The organism is Anaerobutyricum hallii (assembly GCF_900209925.1).
In the GTDB taxonomy this organism is placed as follows: domain Bacteria; phylum Bacillota; class Clostridia; order Lachnospirales; family Lachnospiraceae; genus Anaerobutyricum; species Anaerobutyricum soehngenii.
The window spans coordinates 1,836,999-1,861,614 of the sequence record NZ_LT907978.1 but is presented as its reverse complement, the minus strand read 5'-3'; the positions used below and the strand labels follow the sequence as shown (position 1 = coordinate 1,861,614).

General features: G+C 37.8%; 19 protein-coding genes, 1 tRNA gene and 2 pseudogenes. 18 read left to right on the top strand and 4 right to left on the bottom strand.

Annotated elements, in window-relative coordinates; all coding sequences use genetic code 11:
* The first annotated feature begins 47 nt into the window (after nucleotides 1-47).
* From EHLA_RS08490 to cysK, 3 genes are all read left to right on the top strand, one after another.
* Nucleotides 48-1,022, top strand: a complete 975-nt coding sequence (locus EHLA_RS08490; protein ID WP_242970699.1) for a YitT family protein — start codon at nucleotides 48-50, stop codon at nucleotides 1,020-1,022.
* A gap of 302 nt (nucleotides 1,023-1,324) precedes the next feature.
* A complete protein-coding gene (locus EHLA_RS08485; RefSeq protein ID WP_021907012.1) occupies nucleotides 1,325-2,635 on the top strand; it encodes an O-acetylhomoserine aminocarboxypropyltransferase/cysteine synthase family protein in 1,311 nt (436 codons plus the stop codon).
* Nucleotides 2,636-2,650: 15 nt separating this feature from the next.
* On the top strand, nucleotides 2,651-3,580 hold the full coding sequence (gene cysK, locus EHLA_RS08480) for a cysteine synthase A (protein WP_096240281.1): 930 nt from the start codon (nucleotides 2,651-2,653) through the stop codon (nucleotides 3,578-3,580).
* Between the two features lie 306 nt (nucleotides 3,581-3,886).
* Here the strand turns inward: cysK and EHLA_RS08475 are convergent, their stop codons facing one another.
* The gene (locus EHLA_RS08475; RefSeq protein WP_096240279.1) at nucleotides 3,887-4,324 is read right to left on the bottom strand and encodes a MerR family transcriptional regulator; all 438 of its coding nucleotides are present in this window, start codon (nucleotides 4,322-4,324) and stop codon (nucleotides 3,887-3,889) included.
* Between the two features lie 119 nt (nucleotides 4,325-4,443).
* Between EHLA_RS08475 and EHLA_RS08470 the strand changes: the two are divergent.
* The 3 genes and pseudogenes from EHLA_RS08470 to EHLA_RS08460 form a co-directional block, all read left to right on the top strand.
* Nucleotides 4,444-4,695: pseudogene (locus tag EHLA_RS08470) on the top strand (alpha/beta hydrolase); the annotation flags it as partial.
* 69 nt (nucleotides 4,696-4,764) lie between these two features.
* Nucleotides 4,765-5,354 (top strand): annotated as a pseudogene (locus tag EHLA_RS08465) (sugar O-acetyltransferase).
* 2 nt (nucleotides 5,355-5,356) lie between these two features.
* Nucleotides 5,357-5,899, top strand: a complete 543-nt coding sequence (locus EHLA_RS08460; protein ID WP_096240277.1) for a flavodoxin family protein — start codon at nucleotides 5,357-5,359, stop codon at nucleotides 5,897-5,899.
* A gap of 333 nt (nucleotides 5,900-6,232) precedes the next feature.
* On the opposite strand, the gene EHLA_RS17130 is transcribed toward EHLA_RS08460, so the two are convergent.
* The 3 genes from EHLA_RS17130 to EHLA_RS08445 form a co-directional block, all read right to left on the bottom strand.
* A complete protein-coding gene (locus EHLA_RS17130) occupies nucleotides 6,233-6,493 on the bottom strand; it encodes a 4Fe-4S binding protein (RefSeq protein ID WP_420313766.1) in 261 nt (86 codons plus the stop codon).
* 796 nt (nucleotides 6,494-7,289) lie between these two features.
* A complete protein-coding gene (locus EHLA_RS08450) occupies nucleotides 7,290-7,484 on the bottom strand; it encodes a hypothetical protein (protein WP_021907530.1) in 195 nt (64 codons plus the stop codon).
* A 139-nt stretch (nucleotides 7,485-7,623) separates the two neighbouring features.
* The gene (locus EHLA_RS08445; protein WP_021907531.1) at nucleotides 7,624-8,103 is read right to left on the bottom strand and encodes an S-ribosylhomocysteine lyase; all 480 of its coding nucleotides are present in this window, start codon (nucleotides 8,101-8,103) and stop codon (nucleotides 7,624-7,626) included.
* Nucleotides 8,104-8,245: 142 nt separating this feature from the next.
* Here EHLA_RS08445 and EHLA_RS08440 point away from each other — a divergent pair, with 142 nt between their 5' ends.
* From EHLA_RS08440 to garR, 12 genes are all read left to right on the top strand, one after another.
* Nucleotides 8,246-9,199, top strand: a complete 954-nt coding sequence (locus EHLA_RS08440) for a M14 family metallopeptidase (protein WP_096240273.1) — start codon at nucleotides 8,246-8,248, stop codon at nucleotides 9,197-9,199.
* Between the two features lie 20 nt (nucleotides 9,200-9,219).
* Complete coding sequence (locus EHLA_RS08435; RefSeq protein WP_021907533.1) at nucleotides 9,220-10,164, top strand: M14 family metallopeptidase; 945 nt, start codon at nucleotides 9,220-9,222, stop codon at nucleotides 10,162-10,164.
* 180 nt (nucleotides 10,165-10,344) lie between these two features.
* On the top strand, nucleotides 10,345-14,103 hold the full coding sequence (locus tag EHLA_RS08430; RefSeq protein ID WP_096240271.1) for a phosphoribosylformylglycinamidine synthase: 3,759 nt from the start codon (nucleotides 10,345-10,347) through the stop codon (nucleotides 14,101-14,103).
* A gap of 948 nt (nucleotides 14,104-15,051) precedes the next feature.
* A tRNA-Leu gene (locus EHLA_RS08425) sits at nucleotides 15,052-15,136 on the top strand.
* Nucleotides 15,137-15,214: 78 nt separating this feature from the next.
* Nucleotides 15,215-17,071 carry an ABC-F family ATP-binding cassette domain-containing protein gene (locus tag EHLA_RS08420; RefSeq protein WP_096240269.1) on the top strand — a complete coding sequence of 619 codons (1,857 nt, stop codon included), beginning with the start codon at nucleotides 15,215-15,217 and terminating at the stop codon, nucleotides 17,069-17,071.
* 14 nt (nucleotides 17,072-17,085) lie between these two features.
* Complete coding sequence (locus EHLA_RS08415; protein ID WP_096240267.1) at nucleotides 17,086-18,351, top strand: DUF1015 domain-containing protein; 1,266 nt, start codon at nucleotides 17,086-17,088, stop codon at nucleotides 18,349-18,351.
* Between the two features lie 16 nt (nucleotides 18,352-18,367).
* A complete protein-coding gene (locus EHLA_RS08410) occupies nucleotides 18,368-19,168 on the top strand; it encodes a zinc dependent phospholipase C family protein (RefSeq protein ID WP_096240265.1) in 801 nt (266 codons plus the stop codon).
* Nucleotides 19,169-19,274: 106 nt separating this feature from the next.
* Nucleotides 19,275-20,813, top strand: a complete 1,539-nt coding sequence (locus tag EHLA_RS08405) for a D-alanyl-D-alanine carboxypeptidase family protein (RefSeq protein WP_096240263.1) — start codon at nucleotides 19,275-19,277, stop codon at nucleotides 20,811-20,813.
* 77 nt (nucleotides 20,814-20,890) lie between these two features.
* Complete coding sequence (locus EHLA_RS08400; protein ID WP_096240261.1) at nucleotides 20,891-21,085, top strand: PspC domain-containing protein; 195 nt, start codon at nucleotides 20,891-20,893, stop codon at nucleotides 21,083-21,085.
* Between the two features lie 16 nt (nucleotides 21,086-21,101).
* Nucleotides 21,102-22,139 (top strand): [FeFe] hydrogenase H-cluster radical SAM maturase HydE, encoded by a 1,038-nt coding sequence (gene hydE / locus EHLA_RS08395; RefSeq protein WP_096240260.1) that lies wholly within the window; start codon nucleotides 21,102-21,104, stop codon nucleotides 22,137-22,139.
* 186 nt (nucleotides 22,140-22,325) lie between these two features.
* On the top strand, nucleotides 22,326-23,255 hold the full coding sequence (locus EHLA_RS08390; protein WP_096241597.1) for an ROK family glucokinase: 930 nt from the start codon (nucleotides 22,326-22,328) through the stop codon (nucleotides 23,253-23,255).
* A 429-nt stretch (nucleotides 23,256-23,684) separates the two neighbouring features.
* The gene (gene garR, locus EHLA_RS08385) at nucleotides 23,685-24,575 is read left to right on the top strand and encodes a 2-hydroxy-3-oxopropionate reductase (RefSeq protein ID WP_096240258.1); all 891 of its coding nucleotides are present in this window, start codon (nucleotides 23,685-23,687) and stop codon (nucleotides 24,573-24,575) included.
* Nucleotides 24,576-24,616 lie beyond the last annotated feature (41 nt).

The following is a 24,616-nucleotide window of genomic DNA, read 5'->3' as shown; positions in this document are numbered from 1 at the left end:
ATAATGAGATTCGATAAATGGAATATACATTTGATTGGAGGATTTATATGAAGAAAGTACCAATAAAAGAATTGAGAGAAGATTTAAAAAAAGAACTCAAAGAGGAACTGGTTCCTGATTCAGAGATTCTTGATAAACAGAAGATGGGAGAGGAATTATATCATAAGCTGGAAATTCGAAGGGACATAAAAGATTCGCTGATTGTTATTGTGGCTTCGATTTTATATGCGGTGAATGTAAATGTTTTTGTAAATGCGGGAAATCTGCTGCCGGGAGGTGCGACAGGAATCTCCTTGCTTCTGCAGCATATTTGCAGAACATTTTTGCATATCAGTGTGCCATATTCATTATTCAGTATACTTCTTAATGCAGTTCCGGCAACGATATGTTACCGGGTAGTTGGTAAAAAGTATACACTTCGTTCGGTTCTCTGCATTTTTGTGACCAGTATCGCAGTCGATGCGATTCCTTCTCATTTTGTTACGGATGATTTATTGTTGATTTCTATTTTTGGTGGGATTATTAATGGAACATTAATTGCTCTTATTTTAAATAGTCATGCGACAAGTGGTGGAACGGATTTTATCAGTATGATAATCTCCAAGAAAAAAGGAATTAGTGTCTGGAACTATATTTTTATGGGAAATGTTGCAGTTCTTCTTATTGCGGGATGTATTTATGGTATGAATGTGGCATTGTACTCTATTATTTTCCAGTATGCATCTACACAGATGATTAATATGATGTATAAACGATATGATAAAGATACTTTGTTTATTATTACGAAGAAGCCGGATGAAGTTTATAATATTATCTTGAAAAAGACGAATCATGATGCAACTTTATTTAAGGGTGTTGGATGTTATAAAAATGAAGAAAAAGCAATGCTTTACAGTGTAGTGAATTCGGATGCGACGAGGGTGTTAGTTATGGATATTAAAAAGGAAGATCCGGAAGCATTCATTAATTACTTTGGTTCAAAAGGTATCCGCGGGAATTTTTATTACCAGGAAGAAGATTAGAAGAATATTACAAGCTGTTCGTGATGACTTTTGTATTTTACAGGAAAATCATGGGATAAAAAAGAAAAAAATAAAAATCATATATTTCCTATTGACATAGTAGGATACTTCTGGTATGATAAGCCCATGAAACAAAGAAACACAAAACAAAGAGAGGTGGCAGACATGAATTTAGTAAATTCAAAGAGAAAATTCATACATAAGGATGATCGAATGTGTATGTGCTGCTGTTGTAGAGAGAATATTTAATTAGAAATTTAAAGATTAAAATATAAAGAGTACATAATATGGAGGATAAGAAAATGGCAAAGAAAACATATAAGGATAGAGATTTTAAATTTGAAACATTACAGTTACACGTTGGACAGGAAAGTGCAGATCCTGTAACAGATGCAAGAGCAGTACCTATTTACCAGACATCTTCTTTCGTATTCCATAATTCACAGCATGCAGCAGATCGTTTTGGTTTAAAAGATGCAGGTAATATTTACGGAAGATTAACAAATCCTACAGTAGATATTTTCGAGCAGAGGGTTGCAGCCCTTGAAGGTGGTGTTGCAGCATTAGCAACAGCTTCCGGAGCAGCAGCAGTAACATATGCTATTCAGAATGTAGCTTTAGCAGGTGACCACATTGTAGCAGCTAAAAATATTTATGGCGGTACATATAATTTACTTGCTCACACATTAGTAGACTACGGCGTAGAGACAACTTTCGTTGATCCTTTAAAACCAGAAGAATTTGAAGCAGCAATTAAAGAAAATACAAAGGCGTTATATATAGAAGCACTTGGAAATCCAAACTCTGAGGTAACAGATATTGAAGCAGTAGCAGAGATTGCTCACAAACATAACATTCCGTTATTAATTGATAATACATTCGGAACACCTTATCTTTTAAGACCATTAGAACATGGAGCAGACATCGTTATTCATTCCGCAACTAAGTTTATTGGCGGACATGGAACAAGTATTGGTGGTGTTATCGTAGATGGTGGTAAGTTTGATTGGAAAGCATCTGGTAAGTTTCCACAGCTTACTGAACCAAACCCAAGCTATCATGGAATCAGCTTCGTAGATGCAGCAGGACCTGCCGCATTTGTTACAAGAATTCGTGCGATTCTTTTAAGAGATACCGGAGCAACACTTTCTCCAATTCATGCATTTGTTTTCTTACAGGGCTTAGAAACACTTTCTTTACGTGTAGAACGTCATGTAGAGAATGCTCTTAAAGTTGTAGAGTACTTAAAGAATCAGCCATTAGTGGAGAAGATTAATCATCCTTCTGTATCTGAAGATCCTGAACAGCAGAGATTATATAAGAAATACTTCCCGAATGGCGCTGGATCTATTTTCACATTTGAAATTAAAGGTGATGATGTGACAGCAAGAAAGTTCATTGATAATCTGGAATTATTCTCTTTACTTGCTAACGTAGCTGATGTAAAATCTTTGGTAATCCATCCGGCATCTACAACACATGCAGAACTTAATGAGCAGGAGCAGGCAGATCAGGGAATTAAACCAAATACAATCCGTTTATCTATCGGAACAGAACATATTGATGATATCATTGAAGACTTAGATGAAGCTTTCAAAGCTGTAGCAGAATAATAGGGGGCGCTTATCATGGCAAAGGTTTATAAAGGAATTCAGGAATTAATTGGAAATACACCTTTAGTTGAGGCAGTAAATTTAGAGAAAAAGTTAGGATTAAAAGCAACATTATTATTAAAACTTGAATATTTTAATCCAGCAGGAAGTGTAAAAGACCGTATTGCAAACGGAATGATTGAAGATGCAGAAAAGAAGGGGCTCTTAAAAGAAGGTGCCACAATTATTGAACCTACTTCTGGTAACACAGGAATTGGTTTAGCAGCAATCGCAGCGGCAAAAGGTTACAAAGCTATCTTTACTATGCCGGAAACTATGAGTGTAGAAAGAAGAAATATTTTAAAAGCCTACGGTGCAGAGATTGTTCTGACTCCAGGCGAAAAGGGAATGTCAGGAGCAATCGCAAAAGCAGAGGAGCTTTCCAAAGAGATTCCTGGAAGCTTTATTCCTGGACAGTTTGTAAATCCGGCGAATCCTGCGACACATAAGGCAACCACTGGACCAGAAATCTGGAATGACACAGAGGGTAAGGTAGACATCTTCTTAGCTGGTGTTGGTACTGGCGGAACAGTAACTGGTATCGGAGAATACTTAAAAGAACAGAATCCAGATGTGAAAGTCATCGCAATCGAGCCAGCAACATCTCCTGTATTATCACAGGGACATGGCGGCGCACATAAGATTCAGGGAATCGGTGCAGGATTCGTTCCAGATGTATTAAATACAAAGATTTATGATGAAGTTTTCCCTGTAGAGAATGAAAAAGCATTTGAATACGGGAAAGAACTTGCCAAAGCAGAAGGTATTATTACAGGTATTTCCTCAGGAGCGGCGTTATATGCAGCCGTAGAAGTTGCAAAACGTCCGGAGAATGAAGGAAAGACTATCGTAGTACTCCTTCCAGATAACGGCGATAGATATTACTCAACACCATTATTCCAATAGATACTGATTTGTAGATTTGGTAATAGACGAAAAAAGAAAAAATAATACATCCCATCTGCTCTGTAGTCGCTGTGTTTAAGATGCTCATCCGCATCTTAAACACGCTCCGAAGCCGCATCTGGGATGTATTATTTTTTCTTTTTTCTGGCTATTCTAAATCTACAGTTGGCAACGTGGTATGTACCAGAAGGATATGACTTTCCGGGAAATTAAATTCTGAAGAATTGACATTCAAGTTGTTGTATGTTGTTTCAAATGCTTATTTACTTTCATGTTAAATTATGTATTTGATGAAGAAAACAAAAATCATTCATGTCCTTTGTTATATAGTTTTTGTATATTTTCTGGAAGCTTGTCAGGTAACATGGCATTTATAGCATCTTCGTTACCATCTTTCATTGCTGTTTCATAATACCAGCACTTGAATTTTAAGAGGGAGAGAGTTTTTTGAAGTTCCTGGATTTCAGTTTCAACAGCTGATTTTCTGGATTCAAATAATTCTTTCCTTTTTTCATAGCTGGAGCTGCCTTCAGATACCCAGATAAAAAATTGCTTTATATTTTTGATCTCAAGACCCGATTTCTTCAGACATTCAATGATACGAAGCGCTTCCAATTCATTATCGCTGAAATAACGGATATTTCCCTTGCGTTTCAGATTAGGGAAAAAGCCCTCCTTGTCATAATACCTTAAGGTAGAAACAGGAAGACCAAATATTGCAGAGACCTGACCGATTGTATACATAAAAAACCTTCTTTCAAAATTATGCTTGACCTAAAGCTAACTTTAGGTTGTATGATATTTATATCATATACTATTGTTAGTGTAATTACAAGAAATTTTGCATATGGAGGATGTTAAATATGTTAAAAACAGAAGAATTACAGCTGGTATCTGAATGGGATAAAACTTTTCTACAGAGTGAAAAAGTAGACCATAAGAAAGTGACATTTGTAAATCGTTATGGAATCACGCTTGCCGCAGATCTGTATAAGCCGAAAAATGTATCTGGGAAATATCCTGCAATTGCCGTAAGCGGACCATTTGGTGCAGTCAAAGAACAGTGTTCCGGATTATATGCGCAGACGATGGGGAACTGTTCATATAGATCTTTACGATAATCTGGATGTGATCCCATTTGACAAAATTCAGAAATTTTTTAAAGAAAACGGAGTTGGTTAATTATGACGTGTGAAGAATATTTGAGTAATATGAAACCCGGATATATCGTAGATGGTGGAAGTGAAGAACATCTGGTTATGCATGAGCTGTCTCAAAGGGCATTAAAGATAACGATGGAGCTGAATAACAAATATCATACAAAAGAAGAAATTATACAGCTTATGTCGGAACTTACCGGACAAAAAATAGATGAAAGTTTTGGAATGTTTCCTCCGTTTTATACAGACTGCGGACGAAATATCCATATAGGTAAAAATGTTTTTATTAATGCAGGATGTAAGTTTCAGGATCAGGGTGGTATTTATATAGAGGATGGAGTCCTGATTGGACATAATGCAGTATTGGCAACGATCAATCATATGGAAGATCCCGAGAAAAGAGCAGGTATGATATTTCAGCCGATTCACATCGAAAAAAAGTGTGGCTTGGAGCAAATGTGACGGTTCTTCCAGGGGTTACAATTGGTGAAGGTTCGATCATTGCAGCCGGAGCAGTTGTAACAAAAGATGTTCCGGCCAATATGGTTGCGGCAGGAGTGCCTGCGAAAGTTATACGGAAGGTTAAAAAAGACACTGAAAAAGGAGAAATTTAATTATGACAAAAAAAGTATTGATCATATCTACAAGTCTTCGAGGAGGCAGCAATTCTGATATGCTCGCAAAGGAGTGTGCAAAGGGAGCTAAAGAAGCTGGGCATGATGTGGAACTTCTTTCTTTGAAAGGAAAAGATATCAAATATTGTATCGGTTGTCTATCCTGTCAGAAGACTGGAATGTGTGTACTGAAGGATGATGTTGCAGATATTATGGCAAAGGTAAAGGAGGCGGAGGTCATTGTCTATGCAACGCCAATTTATTACTATGAGATGTGCGGTCAGATGAAAACACTTCTTGATAGATTGAATCCATTATATTCGACAGATTATTCATTCAGAGATATTTATATGATTGCAACTGCCGCTGAGAATGATGAAACTGCATTCGAAAAAGCCTACAATGGTCTGCAAGGCTGGGTAGACTGTTTTGAAAAGGCTTCCTTAAAAGGCATGGTCGGTGGCGGTGGAATTGATGACGCAAATACAGCGGCTGATCATGTGGATACGATGAAAAAAGCATATGAACTTGGAAAGAAATTATAAGTTTGAAAAGAGTACTGGAACCTTGAAAATTGCAGATATTTTAGTCAGAGGTAGACTGCCCACCCTTGACAGCACACAAAAGAACTATTGTAGGTGATTCACCGACGGCGAAGAATTCAAGAATAGTTAGTGATTTTTCCGTCGTTTACAGCAGTGTAGCAGTTCTTTTATGTGCCATCAAGGGTATAGCCGCTAATGCGGTGGCTGGTTTATTACCTCTGGTTTGGAATCTAAGAACAGTTAGAGCCTTCGGCTGGCAGATTTAAATTATATGACCGCAGGAAGTTATAATAAGCAGCCCATAAAGCCAGATCGTAGTTGGCACCATCATAGTTAACAAATCGTATACCAGTTTTCTTTTCTTATTCCACAAAGTGGTGCTAATTTCTGCTGTAATGCTTTAAATGGCTCTTCTGTAAAGGACTTTGCCTGTGTTGGGCAGATTCTAAGGCAGGAGCCACAGCGGAGACATTTGCTGTTATCAATGTCTTTTGGATTGCTGTCACTGATTGCTTTTACCGGGCATACATCTGCGCAGAGCATACAGTAGATACAGTAGTCGTTTGTTTCAACTTTGAATGGAAATTCACCCATAGGTGGCTTTGTGTATGGGAAAGAACCAGGAACTTCTAAGTTAGAGGTATCATATGTAACGAGAAGACGAAGGCGTTCTTTTAATTTATCACCAAATTCTTTGGCCATTTTTAAATCTTCTTCATCTGGTCTGCCTTCGGCACATTCCTTTAAGAAGGTATGCTGGCATACAAAAGAAGCTGCACCAACTGGGATAAATCCTTTATCTGTTACATTTTTCTTTAATTCCATCAACGTATCATCAATGTCACGATTTCCATATGTTGCAACAAGGACGACAGGTGTATTTAAACCGGAAAAGCGGCTTAATGCATCGACAACTGGAACGGGAACTCTGCCACCGTAGGCAGGTACACCGATGATAAGAAGTTCATTTTCTTTAAAATGATATTCTTGCTGACGTTCATCATAACTTGTAAGATTGATAGATTCCACTGGATAATTTTCAAAAGATGACGCAATTCGGGAAAGAACTTTTTCTGTAGTATTTCCCGGACTAAAATACGCATAATAAACTTTAAGTAACTGCATAATAAAAACCCCCTGTATATTGAAAAAAATTACCACTAAGGGTATTATACAACATTGGATTCTGATTTGGCAAGCCAGATCAATCTTGAGTTGCGTAGCAAAACAAACGCTCCTAAAGAGAGCAGCACCGCTATATTTGTGGCCTTAGAGCGAGGATTGAATGCGAGCGGATAAGCGAACATTCAACCCGCAGTGATAGAGTCACCAATATAGCGGTGCTGCTCTCTTTGGGCGCGTCTCTCCCTTTGCCTGCGGCAACCCAGAATTATTTAATTTTTTCTACAATCTGATCATATAAATCTAAATCGCAGTGTTCCTGCTTCGTGAAATGTGTGCAGTTTAAGCAGCTTGGAGTACTACATTCGCAGGAAGAATTTTTAAATGCGGATTCCTCAGATACCGGTTCATATTTGCTGCATGCTTCTGCGACTTCCTGATAGGTTTTCTTTGAACTTTTCATGATAAATCCTCCTTTTTTCAAGAATGTACTCTCGGAGTCTTTCTTGCACTTACTTTTGTAATTAAATTCTGTCAGTACCAAAATAATTTCGAGAGTACATTTATCAGGTACGGAGGTAGTATGTGAAAAAGTTAAAATATTATTCAGGATAAATCAGATTTTTTTCAGAAGGATTGTTTAACGCTTCTTTTAAATATTTTTTTGCAAGATAATTGGCCATTGGAAGATTCTGATCAAGATAATTTCCGCAGTCTTTTGCAGCGGCTCCAGGAATTTCACCTTCGTAATCAGCGATAAAAGCAAAAGTATCGCGTACAAGACCAACAACGTCTTTAGATTCATAGTCACCTGCAAGGATAAGATAACATCCGGTACGACAGCCCATTGGTCCAAAGTAAATGACTTTTTCTTTCCATTCGTCATTATTTCTTAAATACGTTGCGGCAAGATGTTCAATTGTGTGAAGTTCTGCTGTGTTCATAACGGGTTCTCTGTTTGGAGCGGTCATACGAAGGTCAAAGGTGGTGAGAACTTCTTTTCCTACATAATCCTTTCTTGAAACGTATACTCCCGGGATTAAATCTAAATGATTTACGGTAAAGCTTGCTATTTTATCCATGATATGGTTCCTCCTTATATAAAATTTGCAAAACATAATTTTATAGTATATTCTATACGAAGCTAATGATAGCTTACAAAATTAAAAAGGTCAATATAAGAAACAACAGAAATTTTTTTGATTGACAGAGGGGAGACTATATATGATAGAGACAGTAATGACGGCACAGATGCCGGTAGGACTTCCGATAAAAATAAAGAAGAACAGGTTAGAGCCGGATACGATACAGGAAAATATGCCGAGATTAAGTATTGTTGCAGGTGTTCATGGTGATGAACTGCAAGGACAGTATATTTGTTATGAACTGATTCGGCGGATTAAAGAGGAAAGAGAGAATCTGAAAGGAATTGTAGATGTATATCCATGTGTGGCTCCTATGGCACTGGAAATAAGAAAGCGTAATGCTCCAGGAGCTCTTGATATGAATGCGATGTTTCCGGGAAGTCATCATGGACATACGATAGAATATATGGCAGCAGAAGTAATTGAGGATTTAAAAGGTTCAGATTTTTGTATTGATATCCATTCAAGTGATATTTTTATTCGGGAACTTCCCCAGATACGAGTGCCGGAGAATGCAGGGAAAAAAGTGACAGAGCTTGCGCAAAAGTCAGGAATTCCAGTTTTATGGATGAACAGTAATTCTTCTTCTGTTTGGGAAGGAAGTCTTGCGTACAGCCTTCGGAGAAAAGGTATCCCGAACCTGGTGATTGAGTCGGGGATTGCACTTAAAATTGATTATGAGTACTGTAAAAAGGTAATAGATGGTATTTTTCGGATGATGAAGGAACTGGAAGTTTTTGAAGGAGAAGTTTCTCCTACGAAAAAAACAGTGACAGTAAAGAAAAATGATGTGGAAGTTATTCACTGTAATACGAGTGGAATTTTTATTCCTAAAATACAGATTGGAAGTTTTGTAAGAGAAAATCAGGTACTTGGCTGTATCGTGCGGCCGATTCTTGGGGCAGAGCTTGAGGAGGTAAAGTCTTCCTGTGACGGAATGATTTTTAGTTTGAGAGAATATCCGGCGGTTTGTGAGGGAGAACTTCTGGCAAGAATCTGCAAGGCAGAAAGACCTGCCGGAAAATATGAATAGCAAAAGGAGGACTGGGCATAATGGAAGAAAAAATATTGTATTCGATGGAATCTCCTTTTCAGCAGGAAATTAATGTAAAAGGATATTATTTCGGAAAAAATGAAGGGAAAGAACGCTCTGCTTGCATTGTGGGAGCTTTGAGGGGAAATGAATATCAGCAATTATATATTTGTTCAAAACTGATCGATGTATTAAAAAAGATAGAAAAGCATGGAGATATGGTAGGAGAGAATGGTATTTTAGTGATTCCTTCCGTAAACAATATGTCGATGGATTTTGGTAAACGTTTCTGGATTTCTGATGATACGGACTTAAACAGGTTGTTTCCGGGGAATCCGTCAGGTGAATCAGGAAGTCGTGTGGCATATGCAATTATGGAAACAACAAGAGGGTACCGGTATGGAATTCATTTACCTTCTTTTTATCTTGGAGGAACTTTTATGCCACATATCCGTCTTCTTGACCCGGAACATGGAAGCACCAGTCTTGCCAATCTGTTCGGACTTCCCTATGTTATTGAAGCAAAAAGCAGACCGTTTGACAGAACGACATTACATAACAACTGGCAAAGAAATGGAACAGAAGCATTTTCTTTATACACAGGAATGACAGGGAAAATTGATGATGAGCTTGCAACACAGGCAGTTTCTTCTATTCTGCGTTTTCTTACAAGAATGGGTATTATCCGTTATTATTCTCATAGTGGATATATCGCAAGTGTTTTAAAGGAAAGTGATCTGGAGCCAATTATGACAGAGGCGGCAGGTATCTTTATAAGAAAAGCAGAGTGTGGTCAGGAAGTAAGCCGGGGGGATGTTTTGGCGCAGATCATGAAGGCAGATAGCGGAGAAATTATTTCGGAAGTTACAGCACCAACAGACGGTATCATTTTTTACGCAGAGACAAGGCCTGTTGTCTATTCAAATCTTTTGGTATTTCAGATAATCAAGAGAATTCATCTGTAAAAAATCTAAAAATTTTTTGAAATTTTGTCGTCGATTTTTGTCAGAATTCATGGTTTTATAGAAACTGATATAAAACCATAGGAAATAGAATAAAAAAGTGATATGATAATTTAAACAGAAAATATGGGGCTGATTAATAAATTGTCCCCACAATTTAATTAAACATACTTGGAGGATGTAATGAGTCAGGTAAAGAGATTATATGTAGAAAAGAAATCGTCATATGCGGTAAAAGCAAAAGAACTTGCAGAAGAATTAAAGGCATATCTTTCCATAGAGGATGTCAGTGATGTTAGAGAGTTAATTCGCTATGATGTGCAGAATGTCTCAGCAGAAACTATGAAAAAAGCGGCAGTTACCGTATTCTCAGAACCGCCTGTAGATGATTTATATGAGGAAGATTTCCCTAAGAAAGATGGAGATAAAGTATTTAGCGTAGAATTTCTTCCTGGACAGTTTGATCAGAGAGCAGATTCAGCAGTACAGTGTCTTCAGCTTCTTGATGAGAAGGAAGAACCAATCATTCGTTCTGCAACAACCTACGTTTTCTCTGGCAATATCAGTGATGAAGAATTGGAGAAGATTAAAGAATACTGTATCAATCCAGTAGATTCCAGAGAAGCAGACGAGAAGAAACCGGAAACATTAGTTATGGATTATGAAGATCCGGCTGATGTTGCGATTTTTGATGGATTTAAAGATATGCCGGAAGAAGAATTGAAGAAGCTTTATGATTCTTTAGGTCTTGCAATGACATTTGAAGATTTCCGTTATATCCAGAATTATTATCAGGGAGAAGAAAGCAGAAATCCTTCTATGACAGAGATTCGTGTATTAGACACCTACTGGTCTGATCACTGTCGTCATACAACATTTTCAACAGAATTAAAAGATGTTGCTTTTGGTGAGGGATATTATAAGCCTCTCTTTGAAAAAACATATAATGAATATCTTGCTGACCGTACGGAAGTATATGGAGACAGAAAAGATAAGTTTATCTGTCTGATGGATCTCGCACTTATGGGAATGAAGAAGTTAAAACAGGACGGACTTCTTGATAACATGGAAGAAAGTGAAGAAATCAATGCCTGCAGCATTGTTGTTCCTGTAGAATTTGAAGATAAGACAGAAGAATGGCTTATCAGTTTTAAGAATGAGACTCATAACCATCCAACAGAAATTGAACCATTTGGTGGTGCTGCTACCTGTCTTGGAGGAGCAATCCGCGATCCATTATCAGGACGTTCCTATGTATATCAGGCAATGCGTGTCACAGGTTGTGCAGACCCTACTGTTCCAATGGCAGACACCATGAAGGGCAAGCTGCCACAGAGAAAGCTGACTACAGGTGCAGCGAAAGGATATAGTTCCTATGGTAACCAGATCGGTCTTGCTACAGGATTAGTAGACGAAGTATATCATCCAGGTTATGTTGCAAAGCGTATGGAGATTGGTGCAGTTATCGGTGCAGCTCCAAGAAAGAATGTTATCAGAGAAACTTCTGATCCGGGAGATATCATTGTACTTTTAGGTGGACGTACCGGTCGTGATGGCTGTGGTGGAGCAACAGGTTCCTCTAAGGCACATACAACAAAGTCTATTGATACCTGCGGTGCAGAAGTACAGAAAGGTAATGCCCCTACAGAACGTAAGATTCAGAGATTATTCCGTCGTGGAGAGGTAAGTTCTCTTATTAAGAAGTGTAATGACTTTGGTGCCGGTGGTGTATCTGTAGCAATCGGTGAGCTTGCAGACGGACTTCGCATTGATCTTGATAAAGTGCCGAAAAAGTATGCAGGTCTTGATGGAACAGAACTTGCAATTTCAGAATCTCAGGAACGTATGGCAGTTGTACTTGATAAAAAAGATGTAGAGCAGTTCCTTTCCTATGCGGCAGAAGAGAACCTTGAAGCGACAGTTGTTGCAGAAGTAACAGAAGAGAAACGTCTTGTAATGTCCTGGAGAGGAAAAGAAATTGTAAATCTTTCACGTGCCTTCTTAGATACGAATGGTGCACATCAGGAAACTACAGTTGAAGTAGAAATGCCTGACGAGAAAGAATGCTACTATAAAAAGCAGGCTGAACTCAAAGATGCAAAAGAGATGTGGGCAGAGAAACTTTCTGACCTTAATGTATGTTCTAAGAAAGGTCTTGTAGAAATGTTCGACAGCTCTATCGGAGCCGGAACAGTTACGATGCCATTTGGTGGAAAGACACAGCTTACTCCAATTCAGACAATGACAGCAAAACTGCCTGTTTTAGAAGGTAAGACAGAACTTACAACAATGATGTCTTATGGATTTGACCCATATCTGTCAAGCTGGAGTCCATATCATGGATCAGTATATGCTGTTCTTGAATCTGTTGCGAAGATTGTAGCAGCCGGCGGAGACTTCCGTAAGATTCGTCTTACATTCCAGGAATATTTTGAAAGACTTGGCACAGATCCTAAGAGATGGGGTAAACCATTTGCTGCATTACTCGGTGCTTACAATGCGCAGAAAGGTTTCGGGATTCCATCCATCGGAGGAAAAGACAGTATGTCTGGCTCCTTTGAAGATATCGACGTTCCACCAACATTAGTATCCTTTGCTGTAGATTATACAAAGGCTTCCCATGTTGTAACACCAGAATTTAAGAAAGCAGGCAATAACCTGTTACGTATCGACATTCCATTTGATGAATATGGTATTCCAGATTATGAAGAGACCGGAAAGATTTATGATACGATTCATAAATTAATGCGTAAAGATGTTATTGCATCTGCATATGCTCTGGGAGCAGGCGGACTGATTGAGGCAATCAGCAAGATGAGCTTTGGAAATATGTATGGTGTGAAGTTAGTAAGAGACTTTAATAAGGAAGATCTTACAAAGAAATATTATGGTTCTATTCTTGTAGAGATTCCTACAGAGTGGATGGCTGAGATGGCTGTTCTGCCGAATACTTTCGTAGGAAGAATTACAGACGATCCATTCTTCCAAGTTGGTGAAGAAGAGATTTCCTTAAAAGAGATGTGTGACGTATGGCAGGCTCCATTAGAATCTGTATTCCCTACAAAGACAAATGCAACAAAACATAACGTATCACAGCCATTATACCGTACAAATGACATTTATGTATGCAAGAATAAAGTTGCAGTTCCAAAGGTATTTATTCCAGTATTCCCAGGAACAAACTGTGAATATGACTCTGCAAAAGCCTTCCGCCGCGCAGGAGCAGAAGTAGAGACACTTGTATTTAAGAACCAGTCAGAATCTGACATCCTTGAATCCGTAGATGCATTTGAAAAGGCAATCAGCCAGGCACAGATTATTATGTTCCCAGGCGGATTCAGTGCAGGTGATGAACCAGAAGGTTCAGCGAAGTTCTTTGCTACTGTATTCAGAAATGAAAAGATTAAAGAATCCGTTATGAAGCTTCTTAACGAGAGAGACGGTCTTGCACTTGGTATCTGTAATGGATTCCAGGCACTCATCAAGCTTGGTCTTGTACCATATGGAGAAATTGTTAACCAGACAGCAGATTCACCAACGCTTACAATGAACGAGATTGGCCGCCATGTGTCTACTATGGTATATACAAAAGTAGTAACAAATAAGTCCCCATGGCTTCGCAAAGCCGTACTTGACCAGATTTATGCAATCCCTGCATCTCATGGTGAGGGACGTTTTGTTGCAAGTAAAGAATGGATTGAAAAATTATTCAAGAATGGACAGGTTGCAACACAGTATGTTAACTTAAATGGCGAACCTACAATGGATGACCGTTTCAATCCAAATGGTTCTTATTATGCTATTGAGGGTATCACCAGTCCAGATGGTCGTGTCCTTGGTAAGATGGCACATTCCGAACGTATCGGAGACAATATCGCGAAGAATATCTACGCAAAACAGGATCAGAAGATATTCGAAAGCGGAGTAGAATATTTTAAATAAATACTGAGTTGTAGATTTCGTATAGACGAAAAAAGAAAAAATACCCTATCCCATCTGCTCTGTAGTCGCTGTGTTTAAAATGCTCGTTCGCATCTTAAACACGCTCCGAAGCCGCATCTGGGATAGGGTATTTTTTCTTTTTTCTGACTACTCTAAATCTACAATTTAACAGCATGGAATGTACCAGAAGGATGTTTCCTTCCGGAAAGTTGAATTCTAAAGGATTGACATTTAAACTTATAATCATTCTTTTTTTAGAAGACTGACTACAATTTGGTGAGAAGACATTTCTTTTTGGAGATTTTCATTTCAACAAAAACCATAGAATTCTGAGCAAACCCCTTATTTCCTTCTCAGGTTAAAATACTAATTCTTTTTGGCTCCAGAAGGAAATTAGTATTTAGATTTGAGGAAGAATGAGGGGATTGTCGAGAAGGCTATGGTTTTCATCCAAATAGAAGCTCTAGACGAGGAATATTTTCTTACGGTAAAATAGTTCTTTGATTAAAAATCATAATCTCCTGGAGAATCCCCTTCTCTTTCCAACAGAAATCACTAATTTGCTATTTGTTATTAAAAACAGACAGCCGCTGAAACAAAATTCTATGCTGAATTGTAAGAAGACTATGATAAAGAAAAAAGAATTGTGATAAGTATTGCATTTTGTGACTTTGCGCTGTGGAATTCTGACCATAGGAACTTGGGACTCGTTTTTCCCAAGTTCCTGTTTTTCTGGGCAGAATGGAATGCTTAGCGCAACGGAACAAAATCAAACTTATCACAATTCTTTTTTCTTTAGAAGACTAACTACAATTCAGCTCAATATCTTCTACCAAAGCGGCGTCTGTGTCCCCAGCAAATTAGTATTTTAATAAAAAAATACTTGCATTCTAAAATACATTATGTTATAATAATTCTCGTTGGTGAGTGAAAGACATTCGCTGATAAGCAGTTGTGGCGGAATTGGCATACGCGCTAGACTAAGGATCTAGTCCGGGCTAACTGGGTATGGGTTCAAGTCCCATCAACTGCATTGTTGGAAGAAGCTGAGGACCTTTGCGGTTTTCAGCTTTTTTTGTTATTATAAAGTTTTAGAAAATGGGAGTTTGTCATGAGTGTAATAAATGTAGAACATATTTCAAAGCTATATGGAGATAAGTTGGTTCTCGAAGATCTTTCCTGTAGTGTAGATGAGGGAGATAAAATTGGGATTATTGGAATTAATGGTACTGGAAAGTCTACACTTCTTCGGATTATCGCAGGAGAGGAAGAAGCTGATGAAGGGAAAATCATATTTTCTAATGGTCTGACTGTTGGATGGCTGGGGCAGAATCCGGAATTCGATGAAGACAGCAGTATTTTAAAATATGTTTGTGAAGGAAAAAAGATTGAAGAAGATTATGGATATGAGAGTGATGCTAAGGCAATGCTTACAGTATTAGAGCTTGAGCAGTTTGATGAAAAGATAAAGAATCTTTCAGGCGGACAAAAGAAAAGAGCTGCGCTTTGTAAAGTATTGCTGCAGAAACCGGATATTTTGATTTTAGATGAGCCAACGAACCATTTAGATAATAAGATGTCTGACTGGCTTGAAAATTATTTGAGAAGTTTTCGAGGTGTTCTTTTAATGGTAACACATGACCGGTATTTTCTTGATAAAGTGACGAATCATATATGGGAAGTTGATGGTGGAAAAGTTTATTATTATGATGAGAATTATTCCGGGTATCTGGAAAGAAAAGCAGAGCGGGAAGAGAGGCAGTTAGCTTCTGAAAGAAAGAGGCAAAGTATTCTTCGTAATGAAGTAAAGTGGGTAATGCGAGGCGCCAGAGCGAGATCCACAAAACAGAAAGCACGTCTTGAACGTTTTGAGCAGTTAAAAGCAATGGATTCTCCTAAAACGGCAAAACAGGTGGAAATGGGTTCGGTAGGAACCAGACTTGGAAAGAAGACAATAGAGGTTTACGATATTTCAAAGGCATATGGAGATAAAGTGCTTTTTGAACATTTTTCTTATATATTTAAACGCTTTGAAAGAATTGGATTTGTTGGTCATAACGGATGTGGTAAATCTACTTTAATGAAGATTTTATCAAATTTAGAATCTGCGGATTCCGGAAGTATCGAATGGGGTGAAACGATAAGAATCGGTTATTTTGCGCAGGAATGTGAAATAATGGATGAAAGACAACGGGTGATCGATTATATTAAAGATGCTGCAGAGTATGTACGTACATCAGAAGGTTTAGTCAGTGCATCAAAAATGCTGGAAAGGTTTTTATTTAGTTCAGATATGCAATATACACCAATTGCGAAGATTTCCGGTGGGGAAAGACGAAGATTATATTTACTGAAAGTCTTGATGCAGTCTCCTAATGTTTTAATTCTTGATGAGCCTACCAATGATCTCGATATTGCTACTTTACGAGTTCTTGAAGAGTTCCTTGACGAATTTGCAGGAATTGTGATAACAGTATCACATGACCGTTATTTCCTTGATCGTACGGTAGATCGAATTGCTGCTTTCGAAGAGGAAAGAATAGTGATTTATGAAGGGGATTATACAGAATATCAGGAGAAATCAGGGAAGATAGAAACGGATGCAATTGAAAGTGTTGATTCTGGTGCGGGTCTTCATATTAAAAAGAATAATGAGAAGAAAAAAGAAGGAAGAGAAAAATGGCTTGCATCTAAAAACAAAGAAAAGCTATTAAAATTTACCTATAAAGAACAAAAAGAATTTGAAACGATAGATGAAGATATTGAAAAGTTAGAGGAAAAAATTGCTGAACTTGATGGGCAGATTAGTAAATGTGCAACAGATTTCATAAAATTGAATGAATTTATGCAGGAAAAAGAGAAGACGGAAGCTCAACTTTCTGATAAAATGGAACGGTGGGTATATTTAAATGATCTTGCTGAAAGAATTGAAGAGCAAAAGAAAGAAAAGAAAGAAAAGAGAGAATAAGGAGAACAAGGGTAATGGATACGGTATTTCAAGCGGCAGATATTTTACTGCCAGAAAAAACAATAGATATGGAAAAGTGGTCCGTAATTGCCTGTGACCAGTTTACAAGTGAACCGGAATATTGGGAGAAAGTGAAGGCAAATGTAGCAGAACATCCTTCTACTTTAGATATGATTTTGCCGGAAGTATATTTAGGGCATGATGATCACGAAAAACAGCTTAAAACGATTGAATCTTCCATGAATAAGTATTTGCATGAACAGGTTTTTGCAGAATACAAAGATGCTATGATTTATGTGGAACGAACAGACAGCAGCGGAAAGGTGCGTTCTGGAATTGTAGGAAAGATTGATTTAGAGCAATATGATTATCGCAAAAAAAGTACTTCTTTTATAAGAGCAACGGAAGCAACGGTAGCAGAAAGAATTCCGGCAAGAGTGGAAATTCGTAAAAATGCAGTAGTAGAACTTCCGCATGTTATGCTTTTAGTAGACGATGCCGGAAAACACGTAATAGAACCTTGTGCATTTGAAAAGGAAAGCCTCCCTCTTCTGTATGATTTTGATCTTATGTTAGGAGGCGGTCATCTTAGAGGATATCTTCTTGGAGAAAAAGAACAGGAAAGAATCCAGAAAGCTCTTTCTTTTCTTGCGGATGCGAAATGTTTTGGAGATAAATATCATGTAAAAAACCGCCCGGTATTATTATTTGCGGTAGGAGACGGAAATCATTCTCTTGCAGCTGCAAAAGAGTATTATGAGCAGCTGAAAGCAGCATATCCAGATGAGGATCTTTCTGATCATCCGGCAAGATATGCGCTTGTAGAGATTGTGAATCTTCACAGCCCGGCACTGCAGTTTGAGGCAATTCACCGTATCGTTACAGATGTTGATGTGGAAGATTTATTAAGTAAAATGAGCGTTGCTTTGCATATTAAAAAAGAAGGAAAAGGACAGACTTTTTATACGATCTATAAAGGAAAGAAAAAGAAATGTGTGATAGATCGCCCGACATCAAAATTGACAGTAGGAAGCCTTCAGAGATTTCTTGATAGTTATCTGGCACAAAATGGTGGAAAGATTGATTATATTCATGGAGAGGATGTGGTAGAAAGCCTTGCTAAAGAAAAAAACAGTATCGGATTTATTTTGCCGGATATGGGAAAAGAAGAACTTTTTCCTACAGTGATTCATGACGGAGCGCTTCCAAGAAAGACATTTTCTATGGGACATGCACAGGATAAACGTTATTATACGGAGTGCCGTAAAATAAGGAAATAAGAAAGGAAGAGATAGTATGCCGACAACATATACACATTATGCATATGGGCAGGATGTTTTTAATAAACTTCCGGAACAGATACAAAAAAGTATAGAACCTTATATGGATTATTATAATATAGGAGTACATGGTCCGGATATATTATTTTATTATCATTCTTATCATAAAAACAGTGTAAATCAATATGGAATAAAAGTGCATCATGAACCCGCAAGAGAGTTCTTTAAAAGAGCTTTTAAAGTATTTCAGGTTCAGAAAAATAAAAGGGCTGCCTGCGCGTATCTTGCTGGCTTTATGACACATTTTATTCTGGACAGCACCTGTCATCCTTATGTAAGAAAGCGGATAAAAGAAACCGGAATCAGTCATACAGAAATCGAAACAGATTGGGATTTTCAGGTTTTACAGAAAGCTGGAGAGGATTTAAATCATTATAAAAGAGCCTGTCATGTAAAAAACAGGAAGGAGATCGCAATGGTGATCGCACCGTATTTTAAAAAATCTGCGAAACAAATACGGGTAAGCCTTTTTCATATGAAGCTGGTAATTAATCACATATTTCGTTCTGGATTTGGAGTCAAAAGAGCAATCGCAATGATGATTGGTGGATATATATGTCCGGAATTAGAGATACATCATCATTTTATTCCAAGGGAGATACATCCGGGTGATAAGGAAACCTGTCAGCATTTATGGGAACTTTATTATGGAAGCCAGGATCTATGTGTGGAGATGATAACAAAGCTTTATAATGCTTTACATAGTATGGATACTTCTTTTTGCAAGGAAAAGAGATTGTCTAGAGACTTTTCATAGAAAAATATGTTATGCACTGCATGACGGACATCTTACAGCAAGAATGTCGGGACATTCATGAAAATGAAATGAGATAGGAAATAAACATAAGATAAAGGGGAATGATATGAAAAAGAAATTAACAGGAATCGTAGTATTGCTTTTATTGTTTTTTGCAATGCCGTTACAGGGACAGGCAAAAGTAAAAGCACCGAAAAAACAGTGCCATGCATATGCAGTGATGGATGCAGGTTCAGGAGAAGTTCTTTTTGGACAAAAAGCTAACAAAAAGATTTATCCGGCAAGTACCGCTAAGCTTATGACAGCAATTGTTTGTGTAGAGAAGGGAAATGTAAATTCTGTTATTAAAACAAAGTCCGATGTAGTATATCGCACAACACCGGGTACATACAGTCTGGGAATCGGAGCCGGCGTAAAATACACTTTCAAAGATTTATTACATATGAGTCTTATGTCTTCTGCTGCAGATGCGACAGATTCTTTGGCGGTTGGTGTATTTGGTTCAAAAAAAGCCTGCGTAGAGGCAATGAATGAGAAATGTAAAGAACTTGGGTTAAAGAAAACACATTTCGATAATCCGGTTGGTTCTGATATTGGGGCAGGATTTAACGAAACGTATGCCAGCGCAAAAGAAATGGCGGAAATTTGCCGTTATGCAATGGCAATGCCATTAATTCGAAGCACTGTAGCTAAGGCGCATTACCATACGCAAAAAGGCGGTATGGATATTAACACGACGAACTGGTTTTTAAAAGGAATGGCATATTATGACCATGATGCTTATAAAGTTATCGGTTCAAAATCCGGTACAACTAATGCTGCCGGTCATGTATTTATCGCAACAGCAACAGATGATGAAGGACATGAACTAATCTGTGCATATTTTGGAAATGTGAGCAAGGAAAGCACATTTGCCTCGATCAGAAGTTTATTTGATTATGCATTTAAGAGCTATAAAAAGGGGAAAATTACTTTAACACCAAGTAATTATGATGTGAGAAGTTCTAAAAAATATGGAGATGTTTACAGTGAATATTCTGCACTGCATTGCTACCCGGTACAAAATAACGGACTTTTTGACCCAAATAAAGCGATTACAAGAAGTCAGCTTGGTACGATGTTAGGTGCGATAGACTCCCTTAAGGATAATCCAGCATTAACCGCTTTTATTACAGAAAATGCAAATGGAACGGTTAGCACAGTACGATTTGCACAGTTAATTCAGGAATTGTATCCGGTGGCGATCGCAGATAATAAGATAGAAGAAGCATTGTCAGCTTGTACCGGAATAGAGAATATAAGCGAAGAAGCAAGAGAAGCGTATGCTTCTTTCGTATCAGGAACATTAGCGGTAGATGATTCCTGTAAAGCCGGTAATCAGCTTATCACAAGAGGACAGGCACTTTTGATTGCCGATAAACTTGCCGATTATCAGATGAATTATCTTGCAGAGCATACACAGACACAGAAGGCAGAAGTTCGCCAGATCTCCGGAGAGGATGGAACAATTACCCTGCCAGCAATGTCTTACACTACATTTAATAAAAAATGGGCGGACTCTCTTGCAGAACAAAAAGAAATACAGGAAGAACTGTCACAGACAACTACTCAGAATCAGAAAAAGAACGATTCAGACAAAAAGTGATAAAAGTAGTATAAAAAATGAAAATTAGTACGAAACAGAGTAGACAAGAATAGGTAAGAAAAAGAAAGGAATATTTTATGGAGAACAAACTTTATAAATCATCATTAGACAAAAAAATTTGTGGTGTATGCGGAGGTTTTGCAGAATTTTTCGGAATTGATGCAACATTAATTCGTCTGCTTGTTGTTCTTTTTACATTAGCCGGAGGATCTGGTGTATTATTTTATATCGTAGCCGCGTTAATTATGCCAGATGAACCGAACTATTATTAATTGCTAGAGGAAAAAAATGGATATTTCAAAAAAACTTGTAGAAACACACTCTCTGAGTAAAGAAGAATGTTTAGAACTGTTTTCTTTGTTTGATGTTCCAGAAAGCATGGAGTATATAAAAGAAGAAGCAGTAAAGATTCGTAAAAAATACTATGGAACGAAGGTATTTACAAGGGGACTAATCGAATTTACAAATTATTGCAAAAATAATTGTTATTATTGTGGAATCAGAAGAGATAATCGGAATATAGAGCGATATCGTCTCACTGAAAAAGAAATTCTTGACTGCTGTGCCAATGGAGAGAAACTTGGATTTCGTACATTTGTGCTGCAAGGTGGAGAAGACCCATGGTATACAGAAGAACGAATTGCAGATATTGTTAGAAAGATAAAAAAAGCACATCCAGATTGTGCAATTACATTGTCTGTAGGGGAAAAGTCTAAAGAAACATATCAGACATGGAAGAAAGCTGGAGCAGATCGTTACCTGCTTCGCCATGAAACGGCGAATGAAGAACATTATCATATGCTGCATCCGGATAGTATGTATCTTTCTAATCGAAAAAAATGTTTATATGAATTAAAAGAGCTTGGCTATCAGGTAGGAGCCGGTTTTATGGTCGGTTCACCAGGACAGACATGGGAGCATCTGGCAGAAGATTTGGTTTTTTTACAGGAATTACAGCCACAGATGGTCGGAATCGGTCCGTTTATTCCGCATCATGATACCAGGTTTGCAAATGAAAAAGCAGGAAGTGTAGATTTAACATTAAAATTATTATCGGTACTTCGATTGTTATTACCGAAAGTATTACTTCCGGCAACAACAGCACTTGGAACGTTAGATCCATTAGGAAGAGAAAAAGGTCTTAGTGCAGGAGCGAACGTAGTAATGCCAAATCTTTCTCCAGTAGAAAATCGAAAGCAGTATGAGCTTTATGATAACAAGATATGTACAGGAGATGAGGCAGCTAAATGTAAAAACTGTCTGTCTGCCCGAGTGCGTTCTGCCGGGTACGAACTGGTTGTGGACAGAGGCGATTATATTGGTTAGATCATCCAGCCGCTTCATGATTAATATTGGTTACTAGAGCGTGTTTGAAAAATGATAGAAATGTATCAGTAATTAATATTATAATGAAAGCAAGGAGGGCAAATTCGTGATATTATATAAAGAACGAATTTTATTTGCAATTATAAATTTATAATTGCAACAAGTGGAAGAAGAAAGGGGAGCATGATGAAATATTGTTTTGGTGTAGATGTAGGAGGAACAACTGTAAAACTTGGTCTTTTCACAGTGGAAGGAGAACTTCTTGATAAATGGGAGATTAAGACTTACACAGAAAACGAAGGAGAACGTATTCTGCCAGATGTTACAAAAGCAATTAAGGAAAAGATTGCAGAAAAAAAACTCGCAGCAGACGAAATTTGTGGAATCGGTGTGGGTGTTCCGGCACCTGTTGATAAAAATGGAGCAATTGAACGTGCAGCAAATGTAGGCTGGAAGGCAAAAGAAATAAAGAAAGAATTAGAAGAACTTACCGGTTATCCATGCGTTATCGGAAACGATGCGAATGTAGCTGCACTTGGTGAAATGTGGAAGGGCGCCGGAGAAGGAGAAAAAGATCTGATTATGGTTACGCTTGGAACAGGAGTTGGCGGCGGAATTATTATTGATGGTCATCCAGTAGTCGGTGCTCATGGAGCCGGAGGAGAAATCGGACATATCACAGTAAGAAATGATGAGACAGAAACATGCGGATGTGGAAGAAAAGGATGCCTTGAACAGTACGCTTCTGCGACAGGCCTCGTTCGACTTACAAAAAGATATTTCGAGAAAAATGCAAAAAACAGTATCTTAAATAAAAAAGAAATTACAGCAAAAGAAGTATTTGATGCGGCGAAAGCAGGGGATGAAGCAGCATTAGAAATTACGGAAGAATTTGGTGCTTATCTTGGGCAGGCATTAGTAAATTTAGCTGCAACAGTTGACCCGGCAGTATTTGTTATCGGTGGCGGTGTATCAAAAGCAGGGGATATTCTTTTAGATATCGTAAGAAAGTATTTCTACGACCATGCATTTTATGGAAATCAGAAAACTAAAATTTTACTTGCAACACTTGGAAACGATGCTGGAATTTACGGAGCAGCAAAACAGGTGCTTTAAATTCTGATTACTGTAGGCAAAAGAGACGCCATCTAAAAATAAAAGAATCTATATTTGTGACTTTAGTCGTTGCGTGTTGAATGCTCGCTTTACTGCTCGTATCCAACACTTGCTTCGAGGCCACAAATATAGATTTTTTTATTTTCAGATAGCTGTGCTTTGGCTGGCTATTTTTTGACTAACCACAACCGTCTAAAACCTTTCTCAAATCTCTCTAAAAACAAATTCTGAAATTTCTTCAATTGCCAAAGACAGCCTTCAGCAAGTCAAAATTATTTTATACAAATTGCTGAATTCTTGGCAAAAGATTTATGAAAAGTGTAAAAAATAAATAATACCCTTGACTGATATACCGGTATATCATATAATATATGCAAACCGATATATCAGTGTATCGAAAGCGGATAAAAAGAAAGGAGAGGTTCCTATATGAGTAGAGTTGGTTTTATTGGTCTTGGTATTATGGGTAAGCCAATGGCTAAGAATTTGTTAAAAGCAGGAATTGATTTAATGGTCTGTGATCTTAATGAGCAGGCGGTGAAAGAAGTCGTAGAATGTGGTGCACAGGCATCATCCTATCGTGAGATTGGTGAGAAGTGCGATATTGTTTTTCTTATTTTACCAAATGGTGATATTTCAAAAAGTGTACTATTTGATGAAGGCGGTGTGGCACAGACTTTAACAGCAGGTAAAGTTATCTGTGATATGAGTTCAGTAACTCCAGTAGAATCAAAAGAATGTTTTGCAGGTCTTGAGAAGATTGGAGTTGGATTTGTAGATTCTCCTGTATCTGGTGGAGAACCGGGAGCAGTAAATGGAACACTTGCATTTATGGCAGGGGGAAGACAGGAAGATTTTGATAAACTGATGCCATATTATAATATTATGGGAAGTTCTGCGGTACTAATTGGAGATAGCGGAAGTGGTTCTGTTACTAAGCTGGCAAACCAGATTATTGTAAATAATACGATTGCCATAGTGTCGGAAGCATTCGTAATGGCAACGAAGGCAGGGGCTGATCCAGTAAAGGTATATGAAGCAATTCGTGGTGGTCTTGCAGGAAGTGCAGTACTTGATGCAAAGATTCCTATGATTGTAGAGCGTAACTTTGTACCAGGAGGAAAGATTTCTATTAATCATAAAGATATTAAAAATGTTGTGAACACAGCACATGCGATTGATGTGCCGATTCCATATTCTGCGCAGCTTTATGAGATTTTACAGACATTGAAGATTCATGGACATATGAATGATGATCATGGCGGAATTGTACAGTATTTTGAAGCACTTGCAGATATTCAGGTTAAAAAGAAAGATTAAAAATGCTTAAGATATGTTTGAAAAAATCAAAAATATTTTTA